The sequence below is a fragment of the Bacillus sp. 2175 genome, assembly GCF_057812155.1.
On record NZ_CM173819.1, the window covers coordinates 4,937,552 to 4,956,292 of the forward strand.

Here is an 18,741-nt window from a genome sequence, read left to right on the forward strand (position 1 = left end):
CTACCAGAAATTCCTTAATAAAATCTAAATCAACAATTACAAAAAGCCGGAAACTTTGCAGGTGTAGCATCCATAGATACTTACACCTACAAAAAAACTCCGACTTTAAAAGATATTGTTATGTTGCAAAATCTACAAATACCATTAACATATAGCTGTATCAATCATAAATTTTATTAATTTATCGGTATTTCCAATTCATGATATTTCCCTTTCCTATCCTTCATAAAAGAAATGAATTTCACTTTAGTTGATTCATTTGAAAAGTTTTTATAATTTTTATAAGGGTCATCTCCTGTAAAATAATTTGTCCCTATATACCCTCGTACCGTTTTACCAGCAGGTATTACAGGATCAAACTGATATTTTTTAGGTAATTCCATTGAATAAGGGATTAAATTATAAAACTCACCTATTTTAGAATAAAACATTGTATCGGAAATAGACTTATTACTAAGCAAGTTAATATCTCGATTTGTTGTATTTGTAATATCTAAAGGTAACACATACGTCACTACTTCACGGTCTTCATAGGGATCATAAACTTTTGTAGGATCAAGAGGATCAAGTGCATGAAACGTAATTCCTCGCTCATCTTCAAAAGTTCTATTAGATAAAAACTCATCTTTTACCACTTTATAAGATTCATTATTTAGATTTAATGTTTTAAATCTAAATAAACTAGCAAATATACATAGCAACAGACACAATCCAATACTTATTAAGATATGTTTTCTCGTCACTCTTAATCTACCAACTTTCCATTATTAACATGTACAATACGATCTACCATTTCATTATCTAGAACATGCACATCATGACTGGCTACAACAATAGTCGTTCCCTTGGCTTTTTCTACTTTCAAAATATCTAAAACATCTTTTATCCCATCACTATCTAAAGCATTAGTTGGCTCGTCTAATAACAGTAATTTTGGTTGTTCCATTAAAGCTTGCGCTATCCCTAAACGTTGTTTCATACCTAAAGAGTATCTTTTATACTTTCTCTTATCTGTTTTATCAAGTCCAACCCTTTGAATAATATTATAAATCTCCTCATCGGAGATTTTATTGTTAATCGATGATAAAAATTTCAAATTCTGAAAACCAGTATACCCTGGAATAAAACTTGGATATTCAATCAATATTCCCATAGAATCAGGAAATTGCTTTTGTTTTCCAATTATTTCATTATCTATATAAACAACTCCAGAATTCAAGCGCATTAACCCTGATATAGCGCGTAAAATCATCGTTTTACCAGAGCCATTATGCCCCTTCAAAACTAAAAATTCGCCTTTTTTTACTGACAAACTAATATTATCTAACACAATATTTCCTTTTAATCTTTTCGTCATACATTCACATTTAATATAATTGTCCATAAATTATTCACCTATCACATCTAGTTTTTTAAAACAAAAACTACCTAATAAAATCATTACAACAACAATTACTACTCCTATTAAAAGTAAATCATTATATTGAATAGATTGATTATTACCTAAAGTCAATTGAATTGAACTGTGATCAACAAAATACCAACGATTTGGCATAACAAAAGAGCCTAAAAAATAAATACTATGAAAGAAAATAGACAAAAATAGGTACAACAACATTAGTACAAAAACAATAGTTATCGGTATATAAAAAGTTAAAAACTCAAAAATCAAAGCTAATAAAAAGCTTATAATTATTTGAATTAGCATAGTACCTAATATCTTATAAGGAAATTGACTATATAAATTTAAAAAATTATACTCGCCTAAAGAAAGCAAATAGTAAGCGCTAAACCAAATAAAATACATACCAATCCAAATAATAATTATATAAAAAAACAAAGATAATATTTTCGTTAACCACAGAAAATGCTTCTTCTTAACACGAGGAAATAAATAAACACCATTCTGTTGAATATCTGAAAAAGCAAAATTCCCTACAAGCAACAAAGGAGTGATTTGAAAGAATATCCAATAAAAAGGGATAGAAAATCGCCCCTCCTTATAAAAATAAGATAAATCCACAAAATCTACTCCATGAAAAAATCGATAAAAGGTAACATCTACTAATACAGATTCTTTACCATTACTAAGAGGCTGATTGTATAAAAAGGCAATTGCAATAATAGCGTAAATTAAGAATAAAAAAACCATTATCTTGATGGAATCTCGAAACCTTACATATAAATCTCTTTTTAACAAATAATATAAGATCATAATGTAAACTAGACCACCTCTGTCTCATCATTCATAGAAATATAACTTTTTTTAGATAAAATCCATACACTTATAAAAAAGATAAAAAAACAGCCAAATAAGCGTATAAATAAACCAGTAGCATCTTCAAAGACATTTATATAAAAAGCATTTGTAAATAAAAATCCATGTAATATAAATCTATCTAATAAAACAGCAGTAATCATACATATTATTACAAGTAAACTAGGTAAAAATAATTGCAATAAAGCACTTATCATACATATAAAAACACTCGCAAATAATTGAATGCAAAATAATAATGGATAATTTACATCAACACTAGTTACAGCCATCATAGTTGACATCAAAAACAACTGTAAAATCATACTCCCAGCAAAAAAGTAAACAAAAACGAATAATTTTAAATAATATATAGAAACTAATTTCAATGCATTATTCACTCTGTAAACAACATAAATACTAAAAAAGTTCGACATAGAATATACAGAAAAAACAATTGTTAAAGGAATAAATATAGTCGACAAATTATACAACGAAATAACCTTATACAAAGCTTCCAATTCGTTCATTTTCTCTTTTACAATTCCGGGTTCAAAATAATTGAACAAGCAACCAATGATACTAACATTAAGTACAAAAAGAATACTTAACCAAACATATTTCATCCTTATAGTTTCTTTCATAACATTATAAAAGAACATGCTTCCTACTCCCCCGTAAATAAAGAACTACAGAACAAAACCAAATACATAACAGTACACTAAGAAAAATTTGCAATTCAAAAAAGCCAAAATCTTTAATTAAATAATCTTTAGGATTGAGAATCCCTTTTCCAATACCAAGCCAAAAAATATGTAAAATAAATGGAACTAAATAAAATAAACTCGTTTTATAAAAAACGAAACTGATAAAGCTAAACTCGAAAAAACCGCACCGTATAAACCATTTAAAAATACATACATTAGAAAATATAAAGTAGGGTACTTATAATAAACTATATGAAATTGAGCTGTTGGCGAAACAGTAGAAGCCATATAATTTAATATTGGATGCGGAGCAACTGTTGGATAAGTCATCACATATAAATAAAAATTAAATAGTAAAGGGACACTTATAATAAAAAAAGATACGCTAAAATTAATAAAATAAAGCAGCTTAAAATAATAACATGTTCCCATCTTAGAAATAACAGGATAAATAAATCCATAATTTTTATCAATTCTATAAATCCCTGCTACAGCCATTGCGGAAAGCATAGGAAATATAAGTAAATAAAACTCACTATAAAACGATAATCTATTAAAATATAAAATATTAGATAAATATGGGGATACCTTTATAATCCCAGCATCGTTAAATCCTTTAGTTGTCACAAACATAGCAATATATTGAGCAATAACAATTACTAACATAATAAATAAAGACAACCAAAACATCCTACCTTTTAAAATCCTTCCTAAAAAGTAACTCATCTATAGCTCCTCCATAAACCATTAAATTTAAATCTTTTTTAATATGAACAATTGATCCGCAACACCATAACATTTCTTTTCTTTATTTAACCAAATGTAACGAAAAGAAACATTTGCTCTCTCTCCTTCAAATTTAGGAAACTCAACTTCATACTGATAAACATCATTTGTGCCTTTTCTTTTTACACTCTTAACTTCTTGTTTCCACTGAATTACTTCTCCATCAGTTTGTTCAATCCGTCCCAAGAGATACGTTGGTTTTTTCTTATTCGTAACACCCGTCAAAAAAACATAATAATTTTCTGGTATAACTCCTAATTTCAATTTTTTATTTGAAAGCTTATCCTCTATTAAACTATCATTTTTTTCTATTTGTCCTTGAAAGAAATCATCACCATTTTCACTTTCCAAAAACACTTGTTCAAAAATAGTATTTTTGTTAATTCCTTTTAATTCAATACTTTTCAAATTATCTTTTTCCGTTAAAGTATCTTCAATATGTACAATAGGTTCATCTACTTTCTTTTGACAAGAAACTAAGAAACTAATACTCAATATAAAAAAACAAACTAAAATATATTTTGAAATAAACCTCATTACAGCTCCTCCTATTTTAAAAATGAAATAGCAGGAAAAGTCGTATAATCCGGATTTGAAACTATACGACTTTTTCTAGCACTATAAAATAAATAATTTCAATTTATAATTTCTAAATCAATATTCAATGTAAGGTCCACTATGTCTTACACTATCAGGACTCCAAGCAGTAGGATAAGCATTATTTTCTCTAGAATAACCACCAAATCTCACAGGCACATTTTTCCCATGGTTTTCATATGCATAATTTTGAAAAAGATATGTTCTACCTGGTATCACTGTTCCTTCATGCTTACCTGAAACATTTACCCATTTTCTATCTTCTGCATTTTTATTTTTATCTGCTTCTGTCCAAACATTGAAAGAACCTCCGCCCTTCTCACTGCTCTTCACACGCATATACATAGAGGTAGGCGTCTCTTTAGGACGTGCATTAGTATAATCATATGGACTCCAAAGTCTAAAGGTAAAATTCACATGGTCATCCCTTGTACTAGCCTTAGCCGGTTCGGTTAAAGCGAAAGTACTAGCTAAAATACCTAACGATAAAACAGATCCAAACATAAAACGACTTTTTTTCTTAATGCCCACTAAAAGCACCTCCGATAATTTGTAGCATTATATTGATTGTATTTTTCCACTGAAGGAACAAAATCAATATAATACAATATTATGGTAACAACACCTCAACACACCTTCAATGGATTTCAGAATATTTAATATTACTTTTACACTTGCGAACATTTCGTTAAATTTTTAAAAACAATACTATATCCCTAGCAAAGAATTACTTGTAAAGGTAGCTACATTCCTATGCCTGTTCCAAATAATAAAGAGTAACTCACCTCTCTAAGTTTCGAATTTTCTCCTGCTGTTTTGAGGAAATACCGCCTAAAAATCACTTCTTAATGAAATCGGCTACTTATAAAACTTTTTTAACCTTGCTGCGAAAAATACAAAAAAAGCGCAGCCATTTCGGCTGCGCTTTCGAATTATTATTTAGTTTCGATTAAACCGTATTTCCCATCTTTACGGCCATATACAACATTAGTTTCGTTTGTATCAGCATTTGTGAAGACGAAGAAATTATGTCCTAGCATATCCATTTGTAGGATTGCCTCTTCAACGTCCATCGGTTTTAAATCGAATCGTTTTGTACGTACAAGTTCTAATTCATCTTCTTCTACCTCATCCAAAACAGCTACTGCTTCTGGAAGGATAAAGTTCGTTTTCATAGAACCTTTCTCACGTAACTTACGATTTACTTTTGTTTTATGTTTACGAATTTGTCGCTCAATTTTATCAACTACTAAATCGATAGCAGCGTACATATCGCTATTAGTTTCTTCTGCACGAAGTAATAAATCAGTAAATGGTATTGTTACCTCGACACGTTGCTTGTCAGAGTATACTTTTAAATTAACTTTAATCTCTGGGAATGTATCAAAATAACGCTCTAACTTACTTAGTTTTTTCTCTACATATTCCTTTAATGCTGGAGTTACTTCAATATTTTCACCACGAATGTTGAATTTCATAGATGAATTCCTCCTTTCAAGCCTATGTATTATAATTTCGACATTGGCTTAAAAACTCCTTCTAACTTTTTTAAAAAAATTAGTGGAATTGCGATTTTTTTATCGTTTTTTGTTGAAATGAAAAGATGCATCGTTTCTATCTTTATTTTATCCTATTAACATCGTGAGTAACGAATATAACTGTGGACAATTCGTTACAGAAAAGAAACAACTTTTTGACAACTTACACTATAACAAAAACCCCTTGCGAAAAACAAGAGGTTCTACTACATATATATAACGTTGCCACAAACGCAGCTTTCTCTTCCAAAAACAATATACCCTACAGTTTCACAACATTAGCTGCTTGTGGTCCACGTGCTCCATCTACAATGTCAAACTCTACTTGTTGCCCTTCTTCTAATGACTTATATCCATCTTGTTGAATAGCAGAAAAATGGACAAATACATCGTCACCATCTTCACGCTCAATAAACCCAAATCCCTTTTCTGCATTGAACCATTTCACTCTTCCTTGCATGTTCATTCCATTCCCTTCACTCTAAAAATCAGGGCATTCGCCCCATATTTTGACTATAACGAATGACAACATATGAAGTCAAAGAAGACTTATCGCCTTTTTATTATCCCTTTCGACACTGCCATATTAACTTCTACAAAGTGTCAAACTAGATACTTCTCTTGCCCCTCTTTCATATAACAAACTTCCGATTTGCCTAACTGTAATCCCTGTCGTATACACGTCATCAACGAGTAAAATATGTTGCTCAGAAAACATCTCTTCTCCCTGAAAATAAAAAGGATTGCTTCCTGACACCCTTTCTTTACGTGTCTTCTTACTTTGCTTTTCTGTTTCCCTTCTTCTTAATGATGGATAAGAAATTTTGACAGGCAAACAAGTTGCTAATAACTCAGCTTGATTAAAACCACGTTCAATTTCCCTTTCCTTACTAAGCGGAACAGCGATAACGGTTGAAACATTGGCAAAATACTTTTGAAATAAACTTCGAAAAGGACGATAAAAAATGTGCACTAACTCCGCATCCCCCCGAAACTTAAACTGTGCTACTATTTCTTTCATCTCATCATCATACATATATAACGAACGGTTTTTAAAAGAACGATACTTCTCCTCTTTCGTCCACCTTATACAATCTATACAAATACCGTCTTCTTGAAATGCGGCAGGAACAAATTCTAAAGGTCGCCCGCACTCCATGCAAATTTCTCCTATAATATAGGAAAGTTTCTGCTCACATCTATCACATATATATTTTCTATGACACTTTACAAAAAAAGTGTACCAACTAATCTTTTCTACAAAACACTCATCACAAAGTAAACAATGCATTAATCGATCAATCCTTGTTCTTTCGCATTTTTATTCATACCTTGAATATGTTTTTTCGCGCGCACCATCGCCTCTGTCTTGCCATAGTGAAAATAAATGACCTCTCCATACGGTGCTTCAAAGCTCCGCCCTGCTCGGCCCGCAATTTGTACGAGCGCACTTTCTGAAAACATTTCTTCTTCCGCCCCCAAAACTGCGACTTGCAAATTTTTCACCGTTACGCCTCGCTCTAAAATTGTCGTTGTAACTAATAATGGGATTTCTCCCTTTTTGAAAGCCGCTACTTTTTCTTTTCTCCCTGGATCTTCTGCATGTACACCTTCAATTCGATTGTTTAATGGTTTTAACAACAAGCTTATTTCTTCTATATATCGCACATGGGGGACGAATAAAAAAATAGGGAATTTTTTATTTAAGTATGTTTGTAACCACTGTAGTAAAACTCGAGGAATTCTTTTATGAATGAGGTTTTTTTTCCAATTCCCGCACCAACAAAATAAAGGAACTGGCAAAGGATGACGATGATATCGTCCAGAAACAATAACACCTTTTTGTTTACCTTGTTTAAGTTTTCGCTTCCACGTTTCATCTGGAGTCGCAGTTAAATAAATACGCGCCGCTTTTTCTTTCATCGCTTGTTTTACCGCGTACTGTAACATTTGATCTGCACAATATGGAAACGCATCTATCTCATCTACAACCATGACATGAAACGCCCTATAATAACGTAATAATTGATGCGTAGTCGCAACGACTAGTACTGCATCTTTTTCTTTATCCACACTCCCTCCATATAAAGCCGCTACCTTTATATATGGAAATACTTCTTGCAATCTCGGTGCTAATTCCAGAACAACATCCGTTCTCGGCGTTGCGATACAAACTCTTTCTCCTTTTTGAAGCGCTTCGTTAATTCCGTAAAACAACATCTCTGTTTTCCCAGCCCCGCATACAGCCCAAATAAAAAATGATTCTTTTTGCTTAATAGCCTCTATAACTCCTTGCGCCGCCAAATTCTGGCCAGTAGACAACGTCCCGTTCCACTGTAACAAATTTGAATTCTTTTCTCTCTTTCTTTCAGCAATCCCGCGAACAAGTACAGCACATTCACTTACTCTCCCCATCGTTATACACTTCCGGCAATATGCGCACACTTTACTGCACCTTTTACATAAAAACGACGCAAATAGCCGCCGATCTACATTTCCGCAGCGTTGGCACATATATTTAGAATTCTTCTTTTTTACACCTTGTACACATACGATCTCTCCCTTCTTTTTCAAATCGTTTAATTCCCTCTGTAAATCTGAAGAAAGTTCTTCTAATAGCAACTGTTTCCCCGCTAGCATCAACAATCACCTCCAGCACTACTATAAACCTTTCTCATCATCTCGTAAAAACTCAAAAAAGCCGATAACCTACTTATAAAATAGTAAGCTATCGACTTTATACACGGTTTTTATTCTTTTATAAATCCTAGAATCGACCGTATCCTAAGAAATGTTTTTGGTTATACGAACTGTTAATATCACCGTACGCAATTCCTTTATCGCTAGCATGGATCATTTGGCCATTACCAACGTAAATACCGATGTGAGATGGACCTGCTTTATAAGTACCTTGGAAGAATACTAAGTCTCCTGGTTGTGGGCTATCTACTTTAGAAACTGAGTTCCAGTAACCCCTAACGTCTTGACGACCTACACCAAAGATGTAAGAAATGAATCCACTACAGTCAAAACCACCGTTTGATGGAGATGCACTTCCCCAAACATATGGTAAACCTAAGTAGCTTTGCGCTTTACCAATTACGCCACCCACATTTGGAGCTGGTTTTTTCTCTTCTTGTTTAGGTGCTTCTTTTTTAGGCTCTTCTTTCTTAGGCTCTTCCTTTTTAGGCTCTTCTTTTTGAGCTTGTCCACCATTGTTTGCTGGTGCAGCTTGCTCTGCAGGTGCTTGTGCTGGTTGAGCTTGCGCAGCTTTAGCAGCTTGCTCTGCTTGTTTTTGAGCAGCAGCTTCTTGTGCAGCTTTTGCTTGTGCTTCTTCTTCGGCAATGCGTTGTAATTGTAATGCTTGTTTCTCAAGCTCTTTCAATTGACCTTCCGTACTTGTCATTGAAGTTACAACTGTATCCATTTTACCGCTTAAATCGTTTACCGCTGTTGCTTTTTTCTCTTTTTCAGCGTCAAGTTCTTTCTTAGCAGTTTCAATTTGAGCTTGTGCTTCTTTTAATTCTTTTTGTTTTTCTTTTACCGTTGCAACATCTTTTTTCACACTAGCTTGGTCTTCTTGTTGTGTTTTCATGATATCTTCATCAGACTCAAGAATTTTAGAAACAGAAGTTAAACGATCAACTAAATCTGCAACGTTTTTAGAGTTTACAAGAACTTCTGTTACAACGTTCGTATTTGGTTGTTCTTGAAGTGCAACTAAACGCTTTCTTAATAGCTCTTCACGTTTTGCAATCTTTGTTTGTAATTCTGCAATATCTTTATTTTTCTTTTCAATTAATTGCTCAGTATCAGAAACTTTTTTCATTGTTTCATCAAGCTTTGCAGCATTCTCTTGAACAGATTTATCTAAACCTTGAATTGTTTTGTTTAAGTCATTCATTTGTTTTTGTAATTCATCACGTTCTTGTTGTTGTTTATGTAAAGTGTCATTTTGTGTGTTAATTTGTGATTTCACATCAGAAATTTTATCTTCTGCAAATACATTTGGTGTTAGCCCAGAAAACATTAATCCTGCAACTAATGCACAAGATGCCATTTTTAGCTTTTTCATTTTATTTTTTACACCGCTTTCTTTTTTCTTTTTCCGTATATAACCTATAAAATTTATACCATAATTCGGGATTTTTTTTGCTAATGTTACGTTTTTGTAAAACAAATGTAATATTATATGTAGCTCTAGCGCAAAATGCGTATATTTTTGTATGTATGTGTAGAAATTTATATACTTTTCTCACTTCTATAAACAAAGAAAAAACGTAAGGAATTCCTTACGTTTTATTAAATATACGAATACAGATGAAATGCTACTTCATCCATTTCTCAGCCCAATTTTGGACCTCATCCATAACACTTTCTAACGCTTTTCCCTTGTCAGTTAAGCCATACTCGATTCGAACTGGTACTTCTGGATAGACATTACGAACTACAATGCCCTCGCTTTCCAATTCCTTCAAACGCTCTGACAACATACGATCGCTCATATTTGGGATAATATCTGCGATTTCTCTAAAACGTTTCGACTCTTCAAGCAAAGATTTAATAATTAAGCCAGTCCACTTCTTACTAAGCAGAGTAAAAGCTGACTCAAACTTTGGACATAAACAAGAATTATGCTCCATATGTTTCACCTCTCTTCCATTATAATATAGTTTCTTGTAAAAAGTAAGTTATAAAACTTTCCTCATTATTTTATTTTACGTACATTTTACCATTTCCAAATATTAACTTGTCAACTAAACGTAACATACCCGTAAAAAAACCCTCTTAAAAAGAGAGCTTTTTATATCTTTATTACTTCGTATACCATCCAAGACCTAATGCACCTTCACCTAAGTGCGTACCAATTACAGCCCCAAAATAACCTGTACGAATTGTGACGTGAGGATATTTTGCTTCTAATTCTTTCTTCCATTCATTCGCTTCCTCTTCACGTTGCGCATGAATGATAACTGCTTCCATAGGTACACCTTTACTTGCTTGCTCATCAAAAATTTCAATGATACGTTTTAATGCTTTTTTACGTGTACGAATCTTTTCAAACGCAATAATGATTTTATCTCTAAAATATAAAACTGGCTTCACTTGTAACAGACTACCGATGAAAGCTTGCGCGCTATTTAATCGACCACCACGTTGTAAATGATGTAAATCATCAACTACAAAATAGGCGTCCATCGTTTTCTTCATTTCATCAAAACGAGCGATAATCTCTTTTGGATTCTTTCCTTCACTTGCTAACTTTGCACCTTCACGCACATAAAATCCTTGTACTTCACAACTAATTTCAGAGTCATACGTGTATACATCAATACCTTCTACCATCTGTCCAGCTGTCGTTGATGTTTGATATGTACCACTAATTCCACTTGATAGGTGAATACTAATAACTGCATCATAATCTTTAGCTAGTTCTTCATATAGCTCAACAAACTTTCCGATTGCTGGTTGAGAAGTTTTTGGAAGTTCCTCTTGTTCACGTACTTTCACATAAAAATCATCTGCTGAAATTTCAGCTTCTTCTTGATAAGATTCTGTTCCAAACACAACGTTTAATGGAATCATATATATATTGAGTTCATCACGAATTTGCTTCGGTATATATGCCGTACTATCAGTAACAATAGCTATTTTCATTTTCGTACCTGCCTTATAAAAAGTTTTATTTCCTAATTTTACACGAAAACTACAAATGGTGCATCCATACATGAAAATGCCGGTTGAAATTATACCTACCATCTCGACAAATTACAACAAAAAGATAAAATACTCACCAAAAACTTCAGCATATTTAGAAAAAATGTTTGAATATAAAAAGGCTCGCTTTTAAAATGGAAAGTACTAGTCATTTTGATAGATAGGGGCGTACACAATTGCTATTACAATATTTTACAATCAAAGACTACGGCGAACACGAAATCGTCATTCAAAAATCAAGATTTATTTGTTATATTAGCCGAGCAACGACTGAGGAAGAGGCTCAAGAATTTATACAAAAAATAAAAAAACAACATTGGAATGCAACACATAATTGTTCCGCTTATTTAATTGGCGAACAAGATCATATTCAAAAAGCAAATGATGACGGCGAGCCTAGCGGTACAGCTGGCGTACCAATGCTAGAGGTACTTAAAAAACGTGGACTAAAAGATACCGTTGTTGTCGTAACACGCTATTTTGGTGGCATTAAACTTGGCGCAGGTGGATTAATTCGTGCATATGGAAAGTGTACAAGCGAAGGCATTAATCATGTCGGTGTTGTTCAGCGAAAACTAATGCGTGTGATGCAAACCGAGATTGATTACACATTACTTGGCAAAGTGGAAAATGAATTACGCAATTCAAAATATGCCATTAAAGATATTCATTATCTAGAAAATGTCACATTTGATACGTATGTAGAAGAAGACGGCAAACAAGCATTTACAGATTGGATGATTGAATTAACAAACGGGAAATGTACAATTACAGAAGGAGATATGTTGTACTTAGAACAAGATGTTATCTAAGAATAACCCATTTATCACCTTCAAAGATTAATGTAGTGAATTACTTCCCTACAAATGAACTAACGAACTAAGGAGATTATATATGGAAGAACGTTATTATCATCTCCAAAATAGCAGAATAAAAAAGAAGCGAAGAAGGAAACTTTTCTTCTTCCTTATTTTCGCATTTTTATTTGGCAGCATAGGAGTTTATGTGTTAAATTCTTACTCTTCTCTTATGGGGATGTATAGTGGTTTTACTCGTGAAAAATCGGATTTAAGAAACGAAGATGTAGAAATTACAAAGGAACCTTTTACAATTCTCATTATGGGTATAGAAGATTATGCGACAGATGGTCAAAATGGTCGTACAGACTCATTAATGTTTGCAACAGTCAATCCGAAAACTAAAAAGGTTTCACTTATGAGCATTCCTCGTGATAGCCGCGTTCCGATTGTTGGAAAGGGAAAAGAAGACAAAATTAATGCCGCTCATGCTTACGGTGGAGAGGAAATGGCAATCAAAACTGTAGAAGGTTTTCTAAAAGTTCCTGTAGACCATTATATTAAAATTGATTTCCAAGGTTTTAAAGGTATCGTTGATGCTGTTGGCGGTGTTACCGTTGACGTACCCTTCGATTTTTGGGAGCGCTCTGACGTGGATTACTACAAAAAAATTCAATTTAAGCAAGGACAGCAAAACTTAAACGGTGAAGAAGCACTTGCTTACGTCCGTATGCGAAAGCAAGATCCAAATGGCGATTATGGTCGTGCTGCTAGACAAAGACAATTACTGGCCGCTGTTGCCCAAAAGCTAAACTCCACCTCTACTGTATTTAAAATTAAAGATTTAACGACTGTAGTTGGAAAATATATAAAAACCGACATTCCTATTTCAGACGGACTTGCTCTTTACAATAAACTCTCTGGATTTGATCCTTCTACAATACAAACGTTAAAGCTTGAAGGCGAAGACAAAAAGATAGGCGGTATTTATTACTTCCTTCCAGATCCAATCAGTGTCGAAACGGTGCGTAACGAAATTGAAAAAGAATTAGGAGAAAAAGCAAAAAACCCAACTACAAAAAACAATTCAAATCCTGATTCAAATTCAAGTTCTAATTCTAACGAACAAACAAAAAAAGCAACAAACCAAAATAAAACACCAACTGATCCGCCACCTTCTACAAATGCTCATGCAGAGTGGATTATGCGCAATCAGCCGTAACAAAAAGGCCCAATCTATGCGATTGGGCCTTTTTTATTTACTTATTAAAGTGCTGTAAAATTGCTTCTACAATACGCTCTGATGCACGACCATCACCGTAAGGGTTAGATGCTTTCGCCATCTTATCATGAGCTTCTTTATCTGATAACAGCTCATCAGCAAGACCAAAGATTGTCTCTTCGTCTGTTCCTGCTAATTTCAGCGTACCTGCTTCAATACCTTCAGGGCGCTCTGTTGTATCACGAAGAACAAGAACTGGTACACCAAGTGATGGAGCTTCTTCTTGTACACCACCAGAATCCGTTAACATTAAGTATGAACGAGCTGCAACATTGTGGAAATCAATTACATCTAGCGGCTCAATTAAATGAATACGGTTATGTTCACCTAAAATTTCATTTGCTATTTCACGAACAACAGGGTTCATATGAACAGGGTACACAACTTGTACATCTTCATGTTTGTCAACAAGACGCTTAATTGCACGGAACATATTACGCATCGGTTCACCTAAGTTTTCACGGCGGTGAGCTGTCATAAGTACAAGACGATCATTTCCAAGTTTCTCTAGTACAGGATGACTATATGTTTCTTTTACAGTCGTTTGTAGTGCGTCAATCGCTGTATTTCCTGTAATGAAAATACGTGACTCATCTTTATTTTCCTTCTGTAAGTTCGTTGCTGATTTTGCTGTCGGTGAGAAATGAAGATCCGCCATTACACCTGTTAATTGACGATTCATCTCTTCTGGGTATGGAGAATACTTATCCCATGTACGAAGGCCCGCCTCAACATGACCTACTGGAATTTGATTATAAAAAGCAGCTAAACTTGCAATAAATGTTGTTGTTGTATCACCATGTACAAGTACAATATCCGGCTTCGCTTCTTTCATTACTTTATCCAAACCTTCTAAACCACGCGTTGTAACATCAATTAAAGTTTGGCGGTCTTTCATAATATTTAAATCGAAATCTGGCGTAATTCCAAAGATACTTAATACTTGATCTAACATTTGGCGATGTTGTGCTGTTACAGTCACAATCGATTCAATTTTTTCTGGGTGTTTTTGCAACTCTAATACAAGAGGTGCCATTTTAATTGCTTCTGGACGTGTCCCGAAAATTGTCATTACTTTTAAACGTTCAGTCATGTGATTGCCTCTTTTCTTTCACTAATTACAGCTTCTATTATGACATATAAAAATATGCATGAGTACATCCCTTTTTAACGCATAACAGAAACTTTTCTATTACAAATACTTTTTCTTCCCACCGAGTAATAATCTATCTTTTGTTTCTTAACATCTTCATCAGTATAACAATTTCTCCCATCAAATAAAATAGGCTCCCTCATAAGTTGTACGTACTTTTCTAACGGATACGTTTGAATATCTCCCCATTCTGTTACGATAAAAACCGCACTCGCATCTCTAATCGATTCATCTATACATCTACTATATTGTATAGCATCTCCAAATATATTCTTTACATATTGAATTGCTTTTGGGTCATAAAGAACAATATCTGCACCTATATTAATTAATGCTTCTATTATAATAAGAGATGATGCCTCTCTAATATCATCCGTATTCGGTTTAAAGGATGCGCCAAGAACTGCAATCCGCTTTTTATTCATGTTCATAACTTTTTTCGCTTTTTCAATCAATAGCAGCTGTTGCTTATTATTTACTTCAATAACTGCTTTTAACAAACGAAAATCATGAGCAACATTTCCCGCAATTTGTACCAGTGCTTTCGTATCTTTCGGAAAACACGACCCTCCGTAGCCAATGCCCGCATTTAAAAAAGATGCACCGATTCTCTTATCCATTCCCATCCCTTTGGCAACATCCAATACATTCGCGCCTACCTTCTCACATATATTTGAAATTTCATTAATGAAACTAATCTTTGTAGCTAAAAAGGCATTCGACGCGTATTTAATCATCTCCGCACTTTTAATATCTGTAACATACGTTTCTAAACATAATTCACTATACAAACTCTCTACTCTTCTTGCTACTTCCTCACTATCCGCTCCAATTACAATACGATCTCCATGAAAGAAATCATAAATACCTGAACCTTCACGCAAAAACTCTGGATTCGATACGATATGTACTGTATGCCTCCCTTTTAACTTCTCCTCAATCCATCCCTTCATTACATCATTTGTACCTACTGGAACTGTACTTTTCGTAACAACAATAATATCGTTCGTCGCATATAATCCAATATCGTTACAAGCACTCTGAATATACGTTAAATCTGCCGTCCCATCTAATAAAGGTGGTGTTCCAACTGCAATAAATATAAACTCTACATCATCAAATGCCTCTTCTTTATTTGATGTAAAAGTTAAAGCATTATTCTCATATGCATAATTTATTAATTCATGTAATCTGGCCTCATAAATAGGTAAATCCCCTTGTTTTATCCGTTCAATTTTTTCATCATCTATATCAAAACATGTAACTGAATGCCCTAATTTTGCCAATCCTACTCCTGTAATCAATCCAACATATCCAGTACCTACTATCGTAATTTTCATTTCCTTTTCGCACAGGAATTTACAATAGAAAAGATATGAAATATAGAACTCTTCCTGTGCTTCCTCCTCTCATATTAAAAATGAGAAAAACCTTTTCCTTCTTCATTATATGAATTACTTCCCTTATTTTTTTTAAAGTTTTTGTAAAATTAAATGCACTATAAAGTAAAACTTAATCAGTGAGAATCCGGCTGCCAGTTCACGCGTGATAAATTCCCACATTTTAACACGAAACTTACTCATTTCTAGGTGCAACACTTATAATACTGAAATAAAAGTATTCACTATTGAAGAAAAAGAGGAAATGTTACATTCCAAAGCCCAGTACAATTAACCTTCTTATATGATTCAACATTCTATATACAATTGTCATATATTCTATCCGTTTCCATTAACCGTAAAAAGAAAAAAAGATTGAATTCTAATCTTTTTGTGATACCATATGTTATGAGCCTGTAAATAAACATCATAATTTTCAGATAAATATATTTTCAAAAAAAAATTACGTTAGACTATAAAGGGTGGGGTATTAATGGACTCACAAGTGATTTATGCCATTTTGGCATCATTCATCACTGTACTCGTCGTTACTCCTTTAGTTATTAAATTAGCTTTTAAAATAGGAGCGACAGATAAGCCAAACGCACGTAAAGTGCACCAAAAGATTATGCCACGTCTTGGCGGGTTGGCAATATTTATTGGTGTAGCTGTAGGATTTGTTGTCGGCGGCTTATATGAACAAAGAATGTTATCGATAACGCTAGGTGCGATTATCATTGTAATCATCGGAATTTTAGATGATATGTACGAGTTATCTGCGAGAGTAAAATTCGGTGGGCAACTGTTAGTTGCCATGATGATTGTAAAAAGTGGATTATTAGTGCAAGTATTATATATCCCATTCCTTGGGGATACTGAACTTGGATGGCTTGCTTATCCAATTACAGTATTTTGGCTTGTAGGTATTACGAATGCAATCAACTTAATTGACGGCTTAGATGGATTATCTGCTGGGATTTCATCTATCGTACTTGCAACGCTAGCATATATGGCCTTCACTAGCCCATGGGGTACTGGAACAGCTATTATCTTGCCACTTGCATTAATTATATTAGCAAGTACAATTGGATTTTTATTCTACAACTTCCATCCAGCAAAAATTTTCATGGGAGATACAGGAGCACTATTTTTAGGATACTGTATTTCTGTTATATCGTTACTTGGATTATACAAAAGTGTAACGTTATTCAGTTTTATCGTTCCAATTATCATTTTAGGTGTACCTATATTTGATACGATATTTGCAATCATCCGTCGTATCGTAAATAAAAAACCTATTTCAGCACCAGATAAATCGCATTTACATCACCGCTTACTTGCAATGGGATTCTCTCATCGCAAAACGGTACTAATTATATACGCATTCGGTATTTTCTTTAGTGTAAATGCCATTATTTTCACTAGTGCAACGTTATGGTTATCCATTATTCTTCTTTTCGCTTTGATTTTCTTCACAGAAATCATCGCTGAAATAATCGGGCTTGTACATGAACGCTACAAACCAATCATTTCCTTTTATAAAAAAGTGAAAAAACGCGAAGACTAATTGTAGTATAGCCTTTTCAATTATGAAATATTCAAATAGCATCCTCTTTCTTATAAGAGGATGCTATTTTTTATTCTCATTTTATATTTCCAAAATATAGATTGTTTGAGAGTTCCTCTATTGGAGAAAGCTATACATAATAAGAAAAGTATCAAGTTTTCTTTTTTACATCTTGATTGTCAAACTGAGGGTGAATGTTATGATCAAGCGAGTATTTCAATGTATTATTTTATTTTTAACGATTACTATGTACGTATCATCTAATACTGAAGCAACAACTGTTATTCCTGCTGAATATCATCCAAATACTGAAACAACTTCTCCTACACAAAAAATTGCGTACTTAACATTTGATGACGGGCCAAACAAATATACTACACAAATTTTAAACATCTTAAAAGAAAAGAACGGAAAAGCAACTTTCTTTGTTATTGGCGGAAAAGTGCCACATTACACAAAAACGATGCAACGATTAATTAAAGAAGGACATTATATCGGGCTCCACAGCATGTCACATGATGTAAAACGCCTTTACACTGGTGACCCTTCCACTTTAATTGCAGAAATGGAGCAAACACAAAGCATTGTCCAGCAAGTTACGAAATTAAATACACATCTCGTTCGCGTTCCATATGGTAGTATGCCTTATTTAAAAAAGAATTACCGTGACGCACTTGTATCGGCCCAGTATAAAATGTGGGATTGGACGATCGATACATACGACTGGAAAAGCTATGACAATCCTTCTGCCATACTCGAAAGAGTACGTAATCAAAGTGATGAACAAGTCGAAGTCATTTTAATGCATGATTCGAGTGTAACCGTACAAATACTGCCAAAAGTAATTGATTACTTACAGTCACAAGGATACAAACTTCTTCCCTATAATCCTTCTTCTCATCTCAAAGTGAATTTTTGGAAAGACACAAGATTGTAACAGCTTTAGCGCCTATGTGCTAA

19 protein-coding genes and 2 pseudogenes are annotated in these 18,741 nt (G+C 33.6%); 5 read left to right on the forward strand and 16 right to left on the reverse strand.

Annotated elements, in window-relative coordinates; all coding sequences use genetic code 11:
• Positions 1-30: 30 nt before the first annotated feature.
• Positions 31-180: pseudogene (locus ACXKY9_RS25855) on the forward strand (tyrosine-type recombinase/integrase); the annotation flags it as partial.
• On the opposite strand, the gene ACXKY9_RS25860 reads toward ACXKY9_RS25855, so the two are convergent.
• The 14 genes and pseudogenes from ACXKY9_RS25860 to ACXKY9_RS25925 all read right to left on the reverse strand — a co-directional run bounded on the left by ACXKY9_RS25860 (position 177) and on the right by ACXKY9_RS25925 (position 11,543).
• Complete coding sequence (locus ACXKY9_RS25860) at positions 177-704, reverse strand: hypothetical protein (RefSeq protein WP_033676694.1); 528 nt, start codon at positions 702-704, stop codon at positions 177-179. The pseudogene ACXKY9_RS25855 and the gene ACXKY9_RS25860 sit on opposite strands and share 4 nt — an antisense overlap.
• Before the next feature lie 41 nt (positions 705-745).
• Positions 746-1,384 (reverse strand): ATP-binding cassette domain-containing protein, encoded by a 639-nt coding sequence (locus ACXKY9_RS25865; protein WP_000371027.1) that lies wholly within the window; start codon positions 1,382-1,384, stop codon positions 746-748.
• A 3-nt stretch (positions 1,385-1,387) separates the two neighbouring features.
• Positions 1,388-2,152 (reverse strand): hypothetical protein, encoded by a 765-nt coding sequence (locus ACXKY9_RS25870; RefSeq protein ID WP_033667451.1) that lies wholly within the window; start codon positions 2,150-2,152, stop codon positions 1,388-1,390.
• A 71-nt stretch (positions 2,153-2,223) separates the two neighbouring features.
• Positions 2,224-2,919, reverse strand: coding sequence for a hypothetical protein (locus tag ACXKY9_RS25875; protein WP_000466508.1), 696 nt, complete (start codon positions 2,917-2,919; stop codon positions 2,224-2,226).
• A pseudogene (locus ACXKY9_RS25880) lies at positions 2,906-3,690 on the reverse strand (hypothetical protein). Before ACXKY9_RS25880 ends, ACXKY9_RS25875 begins: the two are co-directional and overlap by 14 nt.
• Before the next feature lie 27 nt (positions 3,691-3,717).
• Positions 3,718-4,287, reverse strand: coding sequence for a hypothetical protein (locus ACXKY9_RS25885; RefSeq protein ID WP_001211058.1), 570 nt, complete (start codon positions 4,285-4,287; stop codon positions 3,718-3,720).
• 117 nt (positions 4,288-4,404) lie between these two features.
• Positions 4,405-4,878, reverse strand: coding sequence for a DUF2712 domain-containing protein (locus tag ACXKY9_RS25890; RefSeq protein WP_000511547.1), 474 nt, complete (start codon positions 4,876-4,878; stop codon positions 4,405-4,407).
• Positions 4,879-5,282: 404 nt separating this feature from the next.
• Positions 5,283-5,825 (reverse strand): ribosome hibernation-promoting factor, HPF/YfiA family, encoded by a 543-nt coding sequence (gene hpf / locus ACXKY9_RS25895; RefSeq protein WP_000671186.1) that lies wholly within the window; start codon positions 5,823-5,825, stop codon positions 5,283-5,285.
• Between the two features lie 322 nt (positions 5,826-6,147).
• Complete coding sequence (cspC, locus tag ACXKY9_RS25900) at positions 6,148-6,345, reverse strand: cold shock protein CspC (RefSeq protein WP_001990088.1); 198 nt, start codon at positions 6,343-6,345, stop codon at positions 6,148-6,150.
• A 126-nt stretch (positions 6,346-6,471) separates the two neighbouring features.
• Complete coding sequence (locus ACXKY9_RS25905) at positions 6,472-7,176, reverse strand: ComFC family protein (protein WP_016100030.1); 705 nt, start codon at positions 7,174-7,176, stop codon at positions 6,472-6,474.
• A complete protein-coding gene (gene comFA, locus ACXKY9_RS25910) occupies positions 7,176-8,525 on the reverse strand; it encodes an ATP-dependent helicase ComFA (protein WP_000879427.1) in 1,350 nt (449 codons plus the stop codon). Before comFA ends, ACXKY9_RS25905 begins: the two co-directional genes overlap by 1 nt.
• Before the next feature lie 127 nt (positions 8,526-8,652).
• Positions 8,653-10,065 carry a C40 family peptidase gene (locus ACXKY9_RS25915; RefSeq protein WP_000499473.1) on the reverse strand — a complete coding sequence of 471 codons (1,413 nt, stop codon included), beginning with the start codon at positions 10,063-10,065 and terminating at the stop codon, positions 8,653-8,655.
• Positions 10,066-10,213: 148 nt separating this feature from the next.
• The gene (locus ACXKY9_RS25920; protein WP_000400857.1) at positions 10,214-10,528 is read right to left on the reverse strand and encodes a winged helix-turn-helix transcriptional regulator; all 315 of its coding nucleotides are present in this window, start codon (positions 10,526-10,528) and stop codon (positions 10,214-10,216) included.
• Positions 10,529-10,700: 172 nt separating this feature from the next.
• Complete coding sequence (locus ACXKY9_RS25925) at positions 10,701-11,543, reverse strand: DegV family protein (RefSeq protein WP_002101558.1); 843 nt, start codon at positions 11,541-11,543, stop codon at positions 10,701-10,703.
• 236 nt (positions 11,544-11,779) lie between these two features.
• Here ACXKY9_RS25925 and ACXKY9_RS25930 point away from each other — a divergent pair, with 236 nt between their 5' ends.
• Both ACXKY9_RS25930 and ACXKY9_RS25935 read left to right on the forward strand, forming a co-directional pair.
• Entirely contained in the window at positions 11,780-12,415 is a 636-nt protein-coding gene (locus ACXKY9_RS25930) for a YigZ family protein (protein WP_000926665.1), read from the forward strand.
• 82 nt (positions 12,416-12,497) lie between these two features.
• Positions 12,498-13,622, forward strand: coding sequence for an LCP family protein (locus tag ACXKY9_RS25935; protein WP_000392787.1), 1,125 nt, complete (start codon positions 12,498-12,500; stop codon positions 13,620-13,622).
• Between the two features lie 37 nt (positions 13,623-13,659).
• Here ACXKY9_RS25935 and wecB read toward each other — a convergent pair whose 3' ends face one another.
• Both wecB and ACXKY9_RS25945 read right to left on the reverse strand, forming a co-directional pair.
• Positions 13,660-14,775 carry a non-hydrolyzing UDP-N-acetylglucosamine 2-epimerase gene (gene wecB, locus ACXKY9_RS25940; protein WP_000140145.1) on the reverse strand — a complete coding sequence of 372 codons (1,116 nt, stop codon included), beginning with the start codon at positions 14,773-14,775 and terminating at the stop codon, positions 13,660-13,662.
• Between the two features lie 74 nt (positions 14,776-14,849).
• Entirely contained in the window at positions 14,850-16,175 is a 1,326-nt protein-coding gene (locus ACXKY9_RS25945) for a UDP-glucose dehydrogenase family protein (protein WP_000704918.1), read from the reverse strand.
• A 532-nt stretch (positions 16,176-16,707) separates the two neighbouring features.
• Between ACXKY9_RS25945 and tagO the strand changes: the two genes are divergently transcribed.
• Both tagO and ACXKY9_RS25955 read left to right on the forward strand, forming a co-directional pair.
• Positions 16,708-17,781, forward strand: coding sequence for a UDP-N-acetylglucosamine--undecaprenyl-phosphate N-acetylglucosaminephosphotransferase TagO (gene tagO, locus ACXKY9_RS25950; protein WP_000378321.1), 1,074 nt, complete (start codon positions 16,708-16,710; stop codon positions 17,779-17,781).
• Positions 17,782-17,980: 199 nt separating this feature from the next.
• Positions 17,981-18,718, forward strand: coding sequence for a polysaccharide deacetylase family protein (locus ACXKY9_RS25955; protein WP_000597152.1), 738 nt, complete (start codon positions 17,981-17,983; stop codon positions 18,716-18,718).
• The last annotated feature ends 23 nt before the right edge of the window (positions 18,719-18,741 follow it).